At 68.1% G+C, this 16,605-nt stretch carries 17 protein-coding genes; 7 read left to right on the top strand and 10 right to left on the bottom strand.

Annotated elements, in window-relative coordinates; all coding sequences use genetic code 11:
* Positions 1 to 173: 173 nt before the first annotated feature.
* From dhaK to AC1DBN_RS13490, 4 genes are all read left to right on the top strand, one after another.
* The gene (gene dhaK / locus AC1DBN_RS13505) at positions 174 to 1,175 is read left to right on the top strand and encodes a dihydroxyacetone kinase subunit DhaK (RefSeq protein ID WP_477723436.1); all 1,002 of its coding nucleotides are present in this window, start codon (positions 174 to 176) and stop codon (positions 1,173 to 1,175) included.
* A gap of 2 nt (positions 1,176 to 1,177) precedes the next feature.
* The gene (dhaL, locus tag AC1DBN_RS13500; protein WP_477723435.1) at positions 1,178 to 1,810 is read left to right on the top strand and encodes a dihydroxyacetone kinase subunit DhaL; all 633 of its coding nucleotides are present in this window, start codon (positions 1,178 to 1,180) and stop codon (positions 1,808 to 1,810) included.
* A complete protein-coding gene (gene dhaM, locus AC1DBN_RS13495) occupies positions 1,807 to 2,499 on the top strand; it encodes a dihydroxyacetone kinase phosphoryl donor subunit DhaM (protein WP_477723434.1) in 693 nt (230 codons plus the stop codon). The genes dhaL and dhaM overlap by 4 nt, the downstream gene beginning before the upstream one ends.
* Before the next feature lie 88 nt (positions 2,500 to 2,587).
* Positions 2,588 to 2,755 carry a hypothetical protein gene (locus AC1DBN_RS13490; RefSeq protein WP_477723433.1) on the top strand — a complete coding sequence of 56 codons (168 nt, stop codon included), beginning with the start codon at positions 2,588 to 2,590 and terminating at the stop codon, positions 2,753 to 2,755.
* 70 nt (positions 2,756 to 2,825) lie between these two features.
* Here the strand turns inward: AC1DBN_RS13490 and AC1DBN_RS13485 are convergent, their stop codons facing one another.
* The 3 genes from AC1DBN_RS13485 to AC1DBN_RS13475 all read right to left on the bottom strand — a co-directional run bounded on the left by AC1DBN_RS13485 (position 2,826) and on the right by AC1DBN_RS13475 (position 4,826).
* On the bottom strand, positions 2,826 to 3,314 hold the full coding sequence (locus AC1DBN_RS13485; protein WP_477723432.1) for a hypothetical protein: 489 nt from the start codon (positions 3,312 to 3,314) through the stop codon (positions 2,826 to 2,828).
* A gap of 105 nt (positions 3,315 to 3,419) precedes the next feature.
* A complete protein-coding gene (locus AC1DBN_RS13480; RefSeq protein WP_477723431.1) occupies positions 3,420 to 3,851 on the bottom strand; it encodes a DUF3592 domain-containing protein in 432 nt (143 codons plus the stop codon).
* 48 nt (positions 3,852 to 3,899) lie between these two features.
* A complete protein-coding gene (locus AC1DBN_RS13475) occupies positions 3,900 to 4,826 on the bottom strand; it encodes an HhH-GPD family protein (protein WP_477723430.1) in 927 nt (308 codons plus the stop codon).
* Positions 4,827 to 5,022: 196 nt separating this feature from the next.
* Between AC1DBN_RS13475 and AC1DBN_RS13470 the strand changes: the two genes are divergently transcribed.
* Positions 5,023 to 5,712 (top strand): hypothetical protein, encoded by a 690-nt coding sequence (locus AC1DBN_RS13470; RefSeq protein WP_477723429.1) that lies wholly within the window; start codon positions 5,023 to 5,025, stop codon positions 5,710 to 5,712.
* Positions 5,713 to 5,813: 101 nt separating this feature from the next.
* Here the strand turns inward: AC1DBN_RS13470 and disA are convergent, their stop codons facing one another.
* The 3 genes from disA to AC1DBN_RS13455 all read right to left on the bottom strand — a co-directional run bounded on the left by disA (position 5,814) and on the right by AC1DBN_RS13455 (position 7,962).
* Positions 5,814 to 6,890: a DNA integrity scanning diadenylate cyclase DisA gene (gene disA / locus AC1DBN_RS13465; RefSeq protein WP_015935570.1), complete on the bottom strand. Its 1,077-nt coding sequence runs from the start codon at positions 6,888 to 6,890 to the stop codon at positions 5,814 to 5,816.
* A 263-nt stretch (positions 6,891 to 7,153) separates the two neighbouring features.
* Positions 7,154 to 7,645, bottom strand: a complete 492-nt coding sequence (locus AC1DBN_RS13460; RefSeq protein WP_261618557.1) for a 2'-5' RNA ligase family protein — start codon at positions 7,643 to 7,645, stop codon at positions 7,154 to 7,156.
* A 110-nt stretch (positions 7,646 to 7,755) separates the two neighbouring features.
* A complete protein-coding gene (locus tag AC1DBN_RS13455) occupies positions 7,756 to 7,962 on the bottom strand; it encodes a hypothetical protein (RefSeq protein WP_056082873.1) in 207 nt (68 codons plus the stop codon).
* A gap of 141 nt (positions 7,963 to 8,103) precedes the next feature.
* On the opposite strand from AC1DBN_RS13455, the gene AC1DBN_RS13450 reads away from it, so the two are divergent.
* Together AC1DBN_RS13450 and AC1DBN_RS13445 are read left to right on the top strand one after the other, a co-directional pair.
* The gene (locus tag AC1DBN_RS13450; RefSeq protein WP_091717466.1) at positions 8,104 to 9,717 is read left to right on the top strand and encodes a peptide chain release factor 3; all 1,614 of its coding nucleotides are present in this window, start codon (positions 8,104 to 8,106) and stop codon (positions 9,715 to 9,717) included.
* 8 nt (positions 9,718 to 9,725) lie between these two features.
* A complete protein-coding gene (locus AC1DBN_RS13445; protein ID WP_477723428.1) occupies positions 9,726 to 10,964 on the top strand; it encodes a beta-ketoacyl-[acyl-carrier-protein] synthase family protein in 1,239 nt (412 codons plus the stop codon).
* A gap of 135 nt (positions 10,965 to 11,099) precedes the next feature.
* Here the strand turns inward: AC1DBN_RS13445 and AC1DBN_RS13440 are convergent, their stop codons facing one another.
* The 4 genes from AC1DBN_RS13440 to kdgD all read right to left on the bottom strand — a co-directional run bounded on the left by AC1DBN_RS13440 (position 11,100) and on the right by kdgD (position 16,577).
* On the bottom strand, positions 11,100 to 12,509 hold the full coding sequence (locus AC1DBN_RS13440) for an MFS transporter (RefSeq protein WP_477723427.1): 1,410 nt from the start codon (positions 12,507 to 12,509) through the stop codon (positions 11,100 to 11,102).
* Between the two features lie 187 nt (positions 12,510 to 12,696).
* Entirely contained in the window at positions 12,697 to 14,025 is a 1,329-nt protein-coding gene (locus AC1DBN_RS13435; RefSeq protein ID WP_056082865.1) for an enolase C-terminal domain-like protein, read from the bottom strand.
* Complete coding sequence (locus AC1DBN_RS13430) at positions 14,022 to 15,635, bottom strand: aldehyde dehydrogenase (NADP(+)) (protein WP_477723426.1); 1,614 nt, start codon at positions 15,633 to 15,635, stop codon at positions 14,022 to 14,024. Before AC1DBN_RS13430 ends, AC1DBN_RS13435 begins: the two co-directional genes overlap by 4 nt.
* A gap of 27 nt (positions 15,636 to 15,662) precedes the next feature.
* Positions 15,663 to 16,577, bottom strand: a complete 915-nt coding sequence (gene kdgD, locus AC1DBN_RS13425) for a 5-dehydro-4-deoxyglucarate dehydratase (protein ID WP_056082860.1) — start codon at positions 16,575 to 16,577, stop codon at positions 15,663 to 15,665.
* Positions 16,578 to 16,605 lie beyond the last annotated feature (28 nt).

The following is a 16,605-nucleotide window of genomic DNA, read 5'->3' as shown; positions in this document are numbered from 1 at the left end:
TTGATGGATAAACTGTTGACGGCCGGGTTTGGGGGCCCACGAAAAGGGACAGTCATTGGGGGCTGTCCCTTTTCTGCGTCTGCAGCGGATGGAGCCCTACCGCAGCCCCTTTGGCCGGTAGTAGGGTCAGGATTGTCATCCTCCAGGAGCACAGCACAGCCAGGAGCACCGCCATGAAGAAACTCATCAACGATCCCAGGTCCGTCGTCGCGGAATCCGTGCAGGGCTTCGGCCTTGCCCACGCAGACCTCGTTACCGTCACAGAAGATCCCATGTACATCACGCGCAAGGACGCGCCCGTGAACGGCAAGGTAGGCCTGGTTTCGGGCGGGGGCAGCGGGCACGAACCGCTGCACGCCGGTTACGTGGGCAAGGGAATGCTCGACGCCGCCGTGCCGGGGGCGGTGTTCACCTCACCTACGCCGGACCAGATCCTTCCGGCCACCGTCGCCGTCAACTCAGGCGCCGGCGTGGTCCATATCGTCAAGAACTACACCGGCGACGTCCTCAACTTCGAGACCGCGGCCGAGCTGGCTGAAGCCGAAGGCGTCAGCATCCGCACGGTCCTGGTCAACGACGACGTTGCCGTGGAGGACTCCCTGTACACGGCGGGCCGGCGGGGTGTGGGCGGCACCGTGCTGGTGGAGAAGATCGCCGGTGCAGCCGCGGAGCGCGGTGACGACCTCGACGGCGTGGCCTCCATCGGTGAGCGGGTCAACGCCAACGTCCGGACCATGGGCGTGGCACTGTCCGCCTGCACCGTTCCGCACGCGGGCCAGCCGAGCTTCGACCTCGCAGACGATGAAATCGAAATCGGCATCGGCATCCACGGCGAGCCGGGCCGGCACCGCATCCCACTCGAAAACGCGGACGGCATCACGGACCGCCTGCTGGAGCCCGTCCTGGCGGACCTGAACATCGGCTCAGGGGACAAGGTGCTCCTGTTCGTCAACGGCATGGGCGGGACACCGCAAAGCGAGCTCTACATCGTCTACCGCCGCGCCGTCCAGGTCCTGAAGGACAAGGGTGCCACCGTTGAGCGGTCCCTGGTGGGCAACTACATCACTGCACTCGAGATGCAGGGCTGCTCCATTTCCGTGCTCCGGCTCGACGACGAGCTGACCGAACTGTGGGATGCACCCGTCCACACCGCAGCCCTCCGCTGGGGCGCCTGACCATGGTGCTGGATGCCGCGTGGGCGGTGAAGTGGCTGAACCTGTGCGCCGAGGCCATGGCTGAACACCGCGTGGAGCTGATCGAGCTGGACCGGGCCATTGGGGACTCTGATCACGGCGAGAACATGGACCGCGGGTTCCAGGCGGTGGTGGCCAAGCTGGGCGAGGGGGCGCCGGAGACGCCCGGAGCAGCCATGAAGCTCACGGCCATGACGCTGATGTCCAAGGTGGGCGGCGCCGCCGGCCCCCTCTACGGCACGGCCTTCCTCCGGGCGGCCACGTCCCTCGGCGACTCTGCCGAGGTCGATCCCGGGGCCTGGGCAGAAGCGCTCGCTGCCGCACGCGACGGCATCGTGGCCCGCGGCAAGGCCGAACCCGGGGACAAGACCATGGTTGACGCCTGGACCCCGGCAGTTGACGCTGCCCGGGCCGCGGCCGACGGCGGCAGTGCCGACCCCATGGCGGTCCTGGTGGCCGCCGCAGAGGCTGCCGAGGCCGGGGCGGTGGCCACCGATCCGCTCGTGGCACGTAAAGGCCGGGCGAGCTACCTCGGCGAACGCAGCGCCGGCCACCGCGACCCCGGCGCGGTATCCAGCGCGCTGATCCTGCGGGCCGCCGTGGGGGCTGCCGCGTGACAGTCAGCATTGTGGTGGTGTCCCATAGCGAAAAGATTGCCGACGGCGCCGTGGAACTTGCCGCGCAAATGGCACCCAACGTGGTGATCCTGGCAGCCGGCGGCACCGGGGACGGCAGGATCGGCACCAGCCTGGAGAAGGTCATGGCCGCCCTGGACAAAGCCGCCGGAGGTGACGGCGCGGTGATCCTCGCAGATCTCGGTTCCGCGGTGATGACCGCGGAGTCCGCGCTGGAGTTCGTCGACGACCCGGAGAAGTTCCTGCTGGCCGACGCCCCATTGGTGGAAGGACTGGTGGCGGCGTCCGTCGCTGCCCAGGGCGGCGCAGACGTGGAGGGCGTCAAGCGTGCCGCTGAGGCGGTGCGCGGACCTGCCCACGGCAACGGCACCGGGCGGCAGATGGTGGAGGAAGGCTCCGTCACGGGCCGGGGCCCCGATTTCACGGGTGACTTTGAGCTGATCAACCAGGCAGGCATGCATGCCCGGCCCGCCGCCAAGATCGCCGGCGGCCTGTCCTCGCTGGCAGCGGACGTCACGGTCAACGGGGTGGACGGGGCATCCATGACGGCGCTGATGACGCTGGGCGCCGGGAAGGGATCCGTGCTGCACGTGGAGGCCTGGGGCGCCGACGCGGAACGGGCCGTGAACTACGTTGGCGGCCTGGTCCAGGCTGGTTTCGGCGAGCCCTGAGCCGTCAATCGGCGTGCAGCTGGCCACAATCGGCGCAGCCCGGTGTGTCCGCAACTCCCGGCCTGATCCTGCCAATAAGCTCGATGCCATGGAACAGCTCCACCCCGAAGACAACTCCCCGGCAATCGAAGTGCTGGACGGGCAGACCACGGTGGAAGAGCTGCTGGCGGACCTCGGGTTCGAATGGCGCCCCCAGTATGTGGGCGACCTTGGCCAGCCGGCAGGCGGGCAGTTCAGCCAGCCCGCACTGTTCTAGCCTGCGCTGTTTTCCGGCCTGCCCCGTCGAACTTGCACCCTTCCAGCCGGCGGCATTCCAGACGGCGCTATTAGGCCAGTGCATCGCTGAGGCCGGCCGCATCCAGGGTCACTGACGCGGAGATGAACTTGCCGCACTGTTCGCCAAACGGATAGTCCGCCCGGGGCCGAAATTCGAGCGTGCGGACCGGCAGGGCGGAGCCGTCCGTGCCGGTCCCGGAAGCTGTGACGGTCATGGCCGATTCGGTGAGCGTGTCCAGCATCAGCATCCCCACCTTGGTTCCGTCCGGCGAGGCCGTTGCGGAGCAGACACCGTCAGGCGTGCAGCCCTGGTCAATGCTGGCACTGCCGGGGGCCAGCTCGACGGGCCCTTCCTTGCAGGTGCCGTCCTGGCATGCTTTCACGTAGAGCGTGCCGATGAGGGGCGCGTAGCCTGCCGCGACGATCACGGACACAGCCGTGGCCTGGGCGATGGCCGGGCAGGCAACCGGCCCGGGCCCGCAGCCCGTGGTGAGTCCCGCCGTCGTCATCAGCGCCAAGAGCAGACCCCGGTTACGCATGTTTTCAGCGTAGGACCCGCGGACCTGCCGGGCACCTCCGCCGGGGAAGTGATGGCGGCATTGTTATGGCCGGGGACGTTCTGACAGCAGAAAGGAAACCTTTGGTCAGCCCAGCGGGAAGACGCTGATGAACCACAACAGGGCGACGGCGAACGCGGCAAAGAACGGCACCAGGCAGCCCAGGGTGGTCCGGGGTGCGGAGGAAACTTGGAGTGATTCGTTGGGGTCGGCCGGATTGTAGGCAACCTCGACCAGGGACCCGGGGGCCGGCGCCGCCGCTGTGGAGATCTCGGACTTGCCCATGAACAGGGTGCCGCGCGGGTCCGTGAACTGGTAGGTGGGAAAGAACCGGCGGCTGCGGCTGGAGCCTCCTCCGCCGCTTGTCCAGCCGGCCACACTGCCGGTGACGGTGGCCTGTACCTTCGGCCAGCTGGCCATCAGCTGCTCCTGGCGCCTTGTCTTACGGATGGCATGGACCATGGCGAAGGCGGCAGCCACAACGAACAGCGCCCACACGATGTAAAGAATGATTCTCAAGGTTCCCCCGGTTCCAGTCACCAAAAAGTATGCCACCCGGCGGCGGCCCTACGCGGGAAGCCGGTACCCGCCGTCGTGGATCTCCGCCAGGCCGTCCGCGAGCAGCCCGGACATGGCACGCTCCAGTTGCTCCGGTGCGGAATTGAGCCGGTGCAGCGCCGCAAGCGGGACGCCGATCCCCTCCGGGGCGAAGCCCAGGTCCGCCGGCGGCTGCAGGAACATCTCCGCGGGCACCGGAGCATCGGCCAGCCGCAGGACGGCCATCACGGCCCCGCGGACCTGCCGGTCCGTGCCGTGCCAGGCCTGGCCCTTGGGGACGTACGACGGCGGCGGCTCACCGGCGGCGCGCCACGCACAGGAGTCCATCACCGGGCAGTCGGCGCATTTCGGCGCACGCGCAGTGCAGACCAAGGCGCCCAGCTCCATGACCGCAGCGTTCCAGCGCACGGAGGCGGCGTCGTCGTCCGGCAACAGCGAGGCGGCAAGGCGCATCTCCGCGGCGGTCAGGGCAGGCGCGGGAAGCGCGGTGCCGGCCACCAGCCGGGCGTGTACCCGGCGGATATTGGTGTCGACGACGGTTTCCCGCCGTCCGTACGCGAAGGCGGCTACAGCTGCTGCCGTGTAGCTGCCCACGCCGGGCAGTGCCAGCAGCTCTGTGTACGTGTCCGGGACCCTGCCGTTGTGGTTTTCAACGATGGCCGTTGCCGCGGCGTGCAGCCGGAGGGCCCGCCGCGGGTATCCCAGCCTGCCCCAGTTACGGACAGCCTCGCCGGCTGGTTCGCCCGCCAGGCCAGCGGGGGAGGGCCAGCGTTTCAGCCATTCCTCCCAGACAGGGAGCACCCGCACCACCGGGGTCTGCTGCAGCATGATCTCGCTGACCAGCACGCCCCAGGCGCCGCAGTCGGGGTCCCGCCAGGGCAGGTCCCGGGCGGTTTCTGCAAACCAGCCGGTGATCCCGCGGTGCAGGAACTCCATGTGGTTGGGGTCGCTTGGGGGTTGCGGCGTTCCGGCGGGAGCGGTTAAGGGAGGGGCTTGAGTATCGATGCCAACACTGTAATGGATGCGCTTCGCGGGCCGGAAAACCGGGCCTGGCCCGCGTTGTGACCAGAGCGATGGCCTGCCGGCGGCGTGGTGGTGCCGCAGAACCGGGGACTTTCCCTAGCCTAGGAGGATGGTCAGGCAAGGCAGTTCACCAGCACGCGGCAAGGCATCGGCACCGGGCTCAGGCGGTGCACCGAAGGCCAGCGCAGCCGTGTACCGGCGCCGCAGGCTGTTCGTTGGTGGCGCGCTGCTGATGGTCATCGCTTTGGTGATCACCGGTTTTGCCATCTCCGGGGTGCTCGGGGGAGCTTCCCAGCAGGCTTCGTCCACCATGCCCACCACCGCAGCGCCGGCCGCTTCCCCCGAAGCTTCGGCTCCGCCGTCGGCCGCTCCCTCCGCTTCCGCGACGCCCTCGCCGTCCGCCAGCCCCGGCTGCAACCAGAACCTCGTGACCATCTCGGCCTCCACGGACAAGGCGGCCTATGGCGACGGCGAAAACCCGCGGCTCACGCTGAAGGTAACCAACGGCGGTACCGTGGCGTGCGAGGTGAACCTGGGGACCTCGCAAATGGAGTTCCTCGTGACCAGCGGCGCTGACCGGGTCTTTTCCTCCAAGGACTGCCAGGCTGCCAGCGAGGACCTGGAAAAGACCCTGGCGCCCGGCGCCAGCGAAACAGCCAACTTCACGTGGCAGCGGAACCGGACTGTGGAGGGATGCCAGGCGGTGGCGGCCAAGCCCGGAACCGGCGGGGCGTACTACATCTTCACTGCGAAGCTCGGCTCCAAAGCCAGCCCGAAGGCTGTATTCCAGCTGAACTAGGCCCTCCGCGAACCTTCCCTCCAGGGACCTTCCCACCGCGGACCTGCTTCGGGTCGGCTTGAGGCCGGCCTTTGGGGCGGTACCGGCGGGGGGTGCGTGAATTAGAGGAAGCGGTCCAGCAGGCTGGCTTCGGCCATCCGGCTGAGGCCTTCACGGACAGTCCGTGCACGCTGGTCGCCGATGCCATCAACGGTCATCAGGTCATCGATGGTGGCGGCCATCAGGAACTGCAGCCCGCCGAAGTGGTCCACCAGCCGGTCCGCTACGGCCTTGGGGACGGCCTTCAGCCCGGAAAGCAGGCGGTAGCCGCGGGGCTGGACGATGGCGTCGAGCGTATCCACGCCGCCGGCGAAGCCGATAATCCCGGAAATCTTGCCGAGGTCGATCAGCTCGGTGGGGCCGAGGTTCAGGAGGGCGCTGACGGCCTTGTCGATGTCCTCGGGCGAGGCGTCCGGGCCGGCGTAGTCGCGGATGATGACGTCGCTGCCGGGCCCGCGGCCCACAGTCAGTTCATCGAGCTGGAGCGAGAGGAGGCGGCCGTCTTCGCCCAGTTCCAGCACGTACTGCGAGATTTCCTCCGAGATCCGGCGGACCATCTCCTGCCGCTGCAGCGTCACGGCCACGTCCCGGACGGTGACCATCGCCTCGATCTCCAGGGCGGACAGTGAACTGGTGACCTGGTCCAGCCGGGCACGGTAACGTTCCAGCGTGGCCAGGGCCTGGTTGGCGCGGGCCAGGACTTTCTCGGAGCCCTCCAGCACGTGCCGCAGGCCGTTGACGTACAGGGCGATGATCTGCATGGACTGGCTGACTGACACCACGGGAACGCCGGTCTGGATGGCGACGCGCTCGGCGGTGCGGTGGCGGGTTCCGGATTCCTGGGTTTCGATACTGGAATCGGGGACCAGCTGGACTGCGGCGCGCAGGATGTTGCCGGCATCCTTGTCGCAGATGATGGCGCCGTCCATTTTGGCCAGTTCACGCAGGCGCGTCGGTGAAAACTCGATGCCGATGTCAAAGCCGCCGGAGCAGATCGAATCCACTGTACGGTCCGAGCCCAGCACGATCAGTGCACCGGTGCGGCCGCGGAGGATGCGTTCAAGTCCGTCGCGGAGGGGAGTTCCCGGGGCCACCCTGCCCAGAGTCGCCCTGAGTGATTCTTCGGGGCTCCGCGCCATAAGTTTTCCCTTCAAAGGTGCGGGCAGACACCCCGCAAGAATGCCGGCATCCCTGTTGCACCGGCCGGATCAAAAGTACTCATTTTCCCGCAAGCACAATGATAGGGGCAACCTCCCCCAAATTCCGCATGGGCAAGCCCCAAAGTGCACCATTGGGGGTGGGCCGGAAACGCCCGGACCGGGCATGCGCCGCACCGCGCGCAGCATGCACTTTGGCCGCGGGGCGGAGGTTGATGGAGCCCGGCTGCGTCCGCGGAAGGAAATCAGAGCCCGGTGACCGACTTTGTGCTGCTGTCCCAGAGCCGGGCACCCACAATGTGCCCGCCGAGCCGGAGGTCCAGGAGATCCATGGCCTTGCCCAGCTGTTCACCGGTAACCCGCCGGGCCAGGGTGACGTGCGGCGTCCAGGCCCCGGGAAGGGTGAGCGGAACGGCACCCCCGATCTCCCGGTGCAGGCGCCGGTGCACTTTGCGGAGCGGGGCAGTCAGCACCACGGACCGGGCCAGGACATACCTGTCCCTGCCGGCGGCAAAAACCTGCACGCCGGAGAAGACGGCCTCCATGGGAAGCGCGCCATCGAACGCGTGAAGTTGCGGCACGGACAGTTCCGCCCCGGCCGCGAGCGTGAGGTGTGGCCGGTTGCTGGCGCCGGTATGGCCGGCAAGGCTGGGAAGCCCCGCCTCGGCGAGCCGCGCCCAGTCTGCCCGGACGGCGGATTCGGTGCCGTCGTCGAACACCAGCTCTATGCTGCGCATGCACCCATCATGCCTTTTCAGGCGGCAACCCGCGTGGTCCCGGACAGGAAGACCCCGGAGCTGAGGGCCGGACAGGAAGAGCCAAAAGGGAAAGCGAAGGTAAGCCCGCTTCAGCGTGCCCTGACCCGGAGCATCCGCTCAAGGTCCTTGCTGACCCTGGCGAGCGATGCTGCCCGGAGTGCTTTCAGCTCGGCCGCCGACTGGACGCCCTTTGATTGCGGAGTTGCGTCTCCTTGGCCTGCGCTGTGCTCCTGCATCCTGGCAGGACCAATGCTGGAGGCGAAGGGATCGTGGAAGGGGTTGCCCGGCGTCATCATGCCGCCACGGTAGCGGGCCCTCGTTTCGCTGCCTTGAACTGCCGGTTTCGCGGGCGTTAAGCGGACCTGCGCCGGTTTGCGGGCCTGCGATAAAATTGGACTTTGGCTTCATCCAGCCGCAACCGCAGCGAAAGTAGCACCGTGTCCCAAGATGTCCTGACCCCCGCCCGGATCAATGAGATTCACAAGGAAGCGGGCCGCCGCAGGACCTTCGCCGTCATCTCCCACCCCGACGCCGGCAAGTCCACCCTCACGGAAGCCCTCGCCCTGCACGCCAAGGTGATCGGCACCGCCGGCGCCTCCAGCGGCAAGGCCAACCGCAAGGAAACGGTCTCGGACTGGATGCAAATGGAGAAGGACCGCGGCATCTCCATCAGCTCCGCTGCCCTGCAGTTCTCCTACCGGGACACGGTCATCAACCTCCTGGACACCCCCGGCCACGCCGACTTCTCCGAGGACACCTACCGCGTGCTGGCCGCCGTCGACTGCGCCGTGATGCTGGTGGACGCCGCCAAGGGCCTGGAAACCCAGACCATGAAGCTTTTTGAGGTCTGCAAGCAGCGGAACCTGCCCATCATCACCGTCATCAACAAGTGGGACCGGCCGGGCCTGGACGCCCTGGCGCTGATGGACGAGATCACCGAGCGCACCGGCCTGCAGCCCATGCCGCTGACCTGGGCCGTGGGCATCTCCGGTGACTTCCGCGGTGTCTGGGACCTGCGCAACGACCGGTTCGCCCGGTTCCAGCGCAACAACGCCGGCGCCCAGATCGCCCTTACCGAGTACTTCACCCCGGAGGAAGCCGCCGAAAGCCAGGGCAGCAACTGGTCAGATGCCGTGGATGAGGCCGGCCTGGTGGTCGAGTCCAACCTCGAGTTCGACGTCGATGCCTTCCACGCCGGCAAGGCCACCCCCATCCTGTTCAGCTCCGCCGCGCTCAACTTCGGTGTCAAGGAGCTGCTGGACGCGCTGGTGGACTTCGCGCCGCCCGCGGCACCACGCCCCGACGTGGACGGCAGCCCGCGCCCCGTCGAATCCCCGTTCTCTGGCTTTGTGTTCAAGGTCCAGGCCGGTATGAACAAGGCCCACCGCGACCATGTGGCCTTCATCCGCGTCTGCTCCGGCGTCTTCGAACGCGGCATGGTGGTCACCCAGACCCGCACCGGCAAGTCCTTCGCCACCAAGTACGCCCAGCAGGTGTTCGGCCGCGAACGTGAAGTCATCGACGAGGCGTACCCCGGTGACGTGGTGGGACTGGTCAACGCCTCCTCGTTGCGCGTGGGAGACAGCCTCTTCCTCGAAGACTCCGTGGAATACCCGGCCATCCCGCTCTTCGCCCCGGAACACTTCCAGGTGGCCCGCTCCAAGGACCCCAGCAAGTTCAAGCAGTTCCGCCGCGGCATCGAACAGCTTGAGCACGAAGGCGTCATCCAGGTGCTCCGCTCCGACGTCCGCGGTGACCAGGCGCCGGTGCTCGCCGCCGTCGGCCCCATGCAGTTCGAGGTGGTGGAGGACCGGATGGCGCACGACTTCAGCGCCCCCATGCGGCTGGAGCGCCTGCCCTACTCGCTGGCCAGGATCTCGACGGCGGACGCCATGCCCGCGCTGGCCAACGTTCCGGGCGCGGAGGTGCTCCTGCGGTCCGACGGCGAATACCTCGCCCTGTTCAACGACGTCTGGGCCCTGCGCCGGATCGAAAAGAACCACCCGGACCTGACCCTGGTGCCCATCGGCACGCACAACCCCGCAAAGTAAGGGCACCAATGACGGAACCCACCACGGCCCAACCGCGCGCCCTCGTTACCGGCGCCGGTACCATCAACCCGCTGGGCGCCTCCGTGGCGGAGACCTGGCAGGCGCTGCTCGCCGGGAAATCCGGCATCACCGCGCTGACCGGGGACTGGGCCGGGCAGCTGCCCGTCAAGATCGCCGGACAGGTGTCCGCGGACCTCTCCCAGCACCTCAGCACCCGGGAACTGAAGCGCATGGACCGGTGCGGCCAGCTGGCGCTCATCGCCGCCCGCGAAGCCTGGACCCAGGCAGGCGCCCCTGAGGTGGACCCGGAACGGTTCGCCGTGGTGATCGGCTCCGCGTACGGCGGGCTGGGTTCCACCATCGAGCAGGACCGGGTGCTGGCGGCATCCGGCCCCCGCAAGGTCTCCCCGCACACCCTGACCCGGCTGATGGTCAACGGCCCCGCCGCCTGGGTGTCCATCGACCTCGGAGCCCGCGGCGGCGCGCGTACTCCCGTGAGCGCCTGCGCCTCCGGGGCTGAGGCGATTGTCCAGGCAGCCGAGATGATCCGCTCCGGTGCTGCCGACGTCGTAATTGCCGGCGGCGTGGACGCCTCCATCAACGACCTCGTGATCAGCGGATTTTCCCAGATCCGTGCGCTGTCCACGCGCCCGGGGGATCCGGCGGAAGCGTCACGGCCGTTCGACGGCGGCCGGGACGGCTTCGTGCTCTCCGAAGGGGCCGGGATGGTGGTGCTGGAGAGCGAAGGCCACGCCCGTGCCCGGGGCGCCGCAGTCCTCGGCGAAGTTGCCGGGGGTGCTGTGACCTCCGACGCGAACGACATCGTGGCCGCGGACCCGGCCATGCAGCGCCGCGTCATGCAAAAGGCGCTGGCTTCGGCCGGGATGGAACCGGCGGACATTGGCTTCGTCCACGCCCACGCCACCTCCACCCCTGTGGGGGACCGGCTCGAGGGCCAGGCCATCAGCGCCATCTTCGGCACCGAGGTGCCCGTGACCTCCACCAAGGGGCACACCGGCCACCTGCTGGGCGGCGCCGGTGCCCTTGCCGCCGTCGTGATTCTCGAAGCGCTCCGCACCGGGCAACTTCCAGGGACGCTGAACGTGGAGGCGCTGGACCCCGAGGTGGAACTGAACGTCGTCACCGACACCGCCATTGGACTGGCTGCCGGCTCTCCCCGGGCCGGTCTGGTCAATGCGTTCGGCTTCGGCGGACACAGCGTGGCGCTGGTGATCGCGGGAAGCTAAGCCGCCTGCCGCCGTCGTAGGCCGTACCCGGGGGAGCCAACTGGACGCGGGGACGCTGGAACGGTGCGGGGACGCTGTACCTGCGGCCTGTTCAGCGTTCCCGCACCGTTCCAGCGATTTGGACTGTGCTAAGCGTCAGGCGCGGGCGGGAACCGCTTCGGCTGCCTCCGCTGCCTTTGCTGAAGGGTTCGCAGAATCCACGACGGCGTCCCCTCCGCTGCGGCGCTCCTTCAGGAAGTAGACCAGGCCGGCGGCAATGGTGGACGCGGCGGCCAGCGCGAACAGGCCTGGGACCACGCTGCCGGTCTGCTCCTTGATGATGCCGAAGCCGAAGGGCGCCACGAAGCCGCCGAGGTTACCCAGCGAGTTGATGATGGCGATGGCCGGGGCCAGGACCAACGGGTGCAGTCCGGACTGCGGGATGGTCCAGAACAGGGGCGAGGCGCTCTTGAAGCCCATGGCGGCGACGGCCAGGAACACCAGCGCCAGAACCGGTGAGGCAATGGCGGCCGCGAAGGTGCCCACTGCCGCCACCAGCAGTGCCGCCACCAGGAGCGGCTTCTTGGACTTTGCCTTGTCCTGCATCTTGGCGGCGAAGTACATCGCGAACACGGCGCAGACCCAGGGTATGGAGGACAGGAAGCCCACAGCCAGGTCCGTGGTGCCGGGGATCTGCTTGATGATGCTGGGCAGCCAGAACGTGTTGGCGTAGATGGAGAGCTGCACGGAGAAGTAGATGCCGCACAGCAGCAGGATCTGCGGGTTCAGCAGCATCGTCCAGCGGTTTAGCTTGCCGCCGGCGCCAGCGCCGGCGCCAGCGCCGTCGCCTGTCTCGTCGCCTTCGGCGGGGGCGTGCTGGGCGTCCTCGTCACTGATGGCCTGCGTGAGCGCGGCCTTCTCGGCGGGGGAGAGCCACTTGGCATCCTTGATGCCGGCGTCCAGGACGAAGAACACGGCCATGCCCACCACGACGGACAGCGCGCCCTCGAAACCGAACAGCCACTGCCAGCCGCGGAGGCCAAGGACACCCTGCAGGCTCAGGAGGCCACCGGCAACGGGACCGGAGATCGCCGCGGCCACGGAGGAACCGGCGATGAAGATGGCGGTGGCCTTGCCGCGTTGCCCGGCAGGGACCCAGCGGGCGAAGTAGAAGATGACAGCGGGGAAGAACCCGGCCTCCGCAGCGCCGAGCAGGAAACGGAGGACGTAAAACATGGTCTCGTTCTGCACGAAGGCCATCAGGAAGGAGACGATGCCCCAGCTGATCATGATCCTGGTCAGCCAGATCTTGGCGCCGTACTTCTCCATCATCACGTTGCTGGGAAGTTCGAAGATGGCGTAGGCGATGAAGAACAGGCCCGCGCCGAAGCCGTAGGCCGCGGCGCCGATGCCCACGTCGGCCTGCAAGTGGTCCTGCGCGTAGCCGATATTGGAGCGGTTGAGCTGGTTGCAGACCAGCATCACCAACATGATGGGCAGTACGCGCTTGAAGAACTTCTTCGTGGCCGAGGCCACGTCCGTGACGGCATTGTCCACAGACACCATTGAGTATTTCCTTCGGGATAGATCTGTCTGCCGGCTGTGGGGCTGGGGAATGTGGGGTGCGCCACAGCGACTCAATTACTTTAGGGGGCAGGCATGGGGAGGGCCCCTTTTGTGTCCGGCGAGCAGAACAAAAGGGGCCCCAAATTTGTGGCAGCTGCGCTCCCGGTCCGGGGCTGCTGCCGCGGTCCTACCTGACCAGGCAGGGCCGCTTCGGATCGAAGGACCAGCCGTCGACGTAGTACTGCATGCCGATGCTGTCGTCACGGGCGTCCAGTCCGTGCTCCCGGTACAGCTGGTGCGCCCTGTCCAGCGCTTCGCGGTCCAGCTCGATGCCCAGCCCGGGTGCGGCCGGGACCTCGATGGCGCCGCCCTTGATCTGCAGCGGGCTCTTGGTCAGGCCTTGGCCGTCCTGCCAGATCCAGTGCGTGTCCAAGGCGGTGATTTCACCCGGCGCCGCGGCGCCTGTGTGGGTGAACATGGCCAGCGAAATATCGAAGTGGTTGTTGGAGTGCGAGCCCCAGGTGAGGCCGAACTCGTTGCACAGCTGCGCCACCCGGACCGAGCCGTGCATGGTCCAGAAGTGCGGGTCCGCCAGCGGGATGTCCACGGCGTTGCTGCGGATGGCGTGGGACATCTCGCGCCAGTCCGTGGCGATCATGTTGGTGGCCGTCTTCAGGCCGGTGGCCCGGCGGAATTCCGCCATGACCTCGCGGCCGGAGAAGCGTCCCTCGGCGCCGCACGGATCCTCGGCGTATGCCACCACTCCCTGCATCCGCTTGCCGAGCCGGATGGCGTCGTCGAGGAGCCAGCCGCCGTTGGGATCGAGCGTGACCCGGGCGTCCGGGAAGCGCTTGGCCAGGGCCGTGACCACGTCCACCTCGTCGTCGCCGGACAGGACGCCGCCCTTGAGTTTGAAGTCGCTGAAGCCGTAACGTTCCTGGGCGGCTTCGGCCAGGGCTACCACTGCCTCCGGCGTCATGGCCTCCTGCCGGCGCAGCTTCTCCCAGCGGTCCGACGGCGATTCCTCCACCAGGTAGGGCAGGTCCGTCCGCTGGTGGTCGCCCACGAAGAAGAGGTATCCGAGCATGGGCACCGAGGTGCGCTGCTGCCCGTCCCCGAGCAGTTCCGCGACGGGGACGCCGAGGAACTGGCCGTGCAGGTCCAGCAGGGCCGATTCGACGGCGGTGACCGCGTGGACGGTGGTGCGCAGGTCGAAGGTCTGCAGGCCGCGGCCGCCGGCGTCGCGGTCCGCGAACTCCGCCGCAACGTCGCGCAGCAGCGAGCGGTACCGGGCCACCGGCTTGCCCTTGAGCAGTGCACCGGCCTCTTCGATGGTGGTGCGGATCTTTTCGCCGCCGGGCACCTCGCCCAGCCCGGTGCGCCCATCGGAGTCGGTCAGGATGACCACGTTGCGGGTGAAGAACGGGCCGTGGGCGCCGCTGAGGTTCATCAGCATGCTGTCGTGCCCCGCGACAGGTACTACCTCAACGCCGGCAATGGTGGGCTGGCCGCTCATGCGCCCACCTCAGCCTTCTCGGGTGCTGCCACGACGTCGCCGTCGATGCGGCGGTTGAGGTGCCAGGGGTTGGCGTCCTGCAGGGGTGCCGGCAGCAGTTCCTGGGGGATGTTCTGGTATGCGACCGGGCGGAGGAAACGGTTGATGGCGAGGGTTCCCACCGAGGTGGTGCGGGTGTCGGAGGTGGCGGGGAAGGGGCCGCCATGGACCATGGCGTGGCCAACTTCGACGCCGGTGGGCCAGCCGTTGACGATGATGCGGCCCACTTTCTGTTCGAGGACGGGGATCAGCGGCGCCGCCGTCGCGTAGTCAGCTTCGGTCAGGTGCAGGGACGCGGTGAGCTGGCCCTCGATCCGGGCGGCTGCCCGGAGCAGGTCTTCGGTGCCGGTGTAGCGGATCACCAGGGATGCTGCGCCGAAAATTTCCTGGTGCAGGACGTGGTTGGTGGTGAACTGGTCAACGCCGGTGCCGAAGATGGCCGGTGCGGGGGCGTTTTCGGTGGGCCCAGGGGTGCCCTGGCCGATGAGTTCGACGCCGTCCGCTGCGCCGAGCGCCTCGGTGCCGGTATTCCAGGACCCGGCGATGCCGGCGGTGAGCATGGTCTGCCCGGCGCTGGCTGCCACGGCGCGTCCGACGGCGGCAGCGAGTTTGTCGCCAGCCTCGCCTGCGGGGGCGAAAAGCAGGCCGGGGGAGGTGCAGAGCTGCCCGGAGCTGCCGGTGACGGCGGTGACGTAGGCGGACGCGAGGGCGTCGATGCTTTCGGGACTGCCGGCGAGGGCGCCGTCGAAGACGAAGACAGGGTTCAGGGACGACATTTCGGCGTAGACCGGGATGGGTTCCGGGCGCGCGGCAGCGGTCTTCATGAGGGCGATGCCGGCGGACTGCGATCCAGTGAACCCGACGGCCTTGATGGCGGGGTCTGCCACGAGGGCCTGGCCGATGCTGGAGCCCGGGCCGTAAATCAGCGAGAACACGCCGGGGTGCAGGCCGTTGTCCTGGACGGCTTTGCTGATGGCCTGGCCCACGAGTTCGCTGGTGCCGGGGTGGGCGTTGTGGGCCTTGAAGACCACGGGGCAGCCGGCGGCGAGGGCCGAGGCGGTGTCGCCGCCCGCCGTTGAAAACGCCAACGGGAAGTTGCTGGCGCCGAACACGGCCACCGGGCCCAGCGGGATCTGCCGCTGGCGGATGTCCGCGCGGGGCAGCGGGGCCCGGTCCGGGATGGCGGGGTCGATGCGGACGCCGCGGAAGTCGCCTTGGCGGACCACGGCGGCGAAGAGGCGCAGCTGGCCGGTGGTGCGGGCACGCTCGCCGGTGAGCCGGGCGGCGGGCAGGCCGGTTTCCTGGCCGGCACGGACCAGCAGTTCGTCGCCGATGGCTTCGATGTTGTCGGCGATGGACTCCAGGAAGGAGGCGTGGGTTTCCGGGTCCAAGGTGCTGAAGGAGGGGAAAGCTTCCCTCGCTGCCGTGGTGGCCGTGGCGAGCTGTTCTTCGGTGAGCAGCGTATAGGCGGGCTCGAGGGCCTCGTTGGTGGCGGGGTTGAAGCCGAAAGCGGTCTTGCCTTCGCCGGCAACCGTCCGGCCGGCGATGAGTGAATGTCCGGTGAGGGTCATGAATTGCTCCTGTGTCTTCGGTGACGGCTAGGAAACGGTGGCGATGAGGGCTTTAAGGTCCGCGAGGTCCTGCGGCGCCAGGTTCTGCAGCGGCGTGCGCACCGGTCCCGCGGAGCGGCCGATGGCGTCCAGGCCGCCCTTGACGATGGAGACAGAGTAGCCCTTCACGCGGTCGCGGATGTCCAGGTACGGGATGACGAAGTCGTTCAGCTTCTTGTTCACGGCGGCGCGGTCCTGGTTGCGGACGTCCTGGTAGAAGTCCAGGGCGAACTGCGGAACGAAGTTGTACATGGCACTGGAGTAGGTGCTCATGCCCAGCTGCAGCAGGGGCAGCGCGAAGGTTTCGGCGGTGGGAAGGCCACCGAGGTAGAAGAGCCGGTCGCCGAGCTTGGCGTAGACGCGGGCATCGTGCTCGAGGTCGCCCACACCGTCCTTGAATCCGATGAGGTTGTCGTGGCGGTCCGCCAGGGTGGCCACCGTGGTGTCTTTGTAGATGGCGTTCGCACGGTTGTAGATGATCACGCCGAGGGACGTGGCGCGGCAGACGGCGCTGACGTGCTCCACCAGGCCTGCCTGGTCGGCTTCGGTCAGATACGGCGGCAGGAGCAGGATGCCGTCGGCGCCGGCAGCTTCCGCGGCTTGGGCGTTTTCGATGGCCTGGGCGGTGGATCCGCCGGCGGAGGCCAGGACCGGAACGCGGCTGCCCACTTCATCGACGGCGGTGCGGACCACGCGCTCGGACTCCGCGGGTGTCAGGGAGAAGCCTTCGCCGGTGCCGCCGGCGGCGAAGAGGCCGGCCACGGGGAAGCTTGCCTGCCAGGACAGGTGCTTGCGGTAGTTCTCCTCATCGAACTGGAGGTTGGCATCGAACGACGTCACGGGGAAGGACAGCAGGCCTTCCTTGAGGGTGTCCGCCAGTTCCTGGGGGGTGTACTTTGCCACGGTGAGGTCCTCCGGGTGTGTGCGCCGC

It is taken from the genome of Pseudarthrobacter sp. 10T415 (assembly GCF_056394175.1).
Note: the sequence above shows the minus strand (reverse complement) of the source record. Positions and strands in the feature narration are given on the sequence as shown.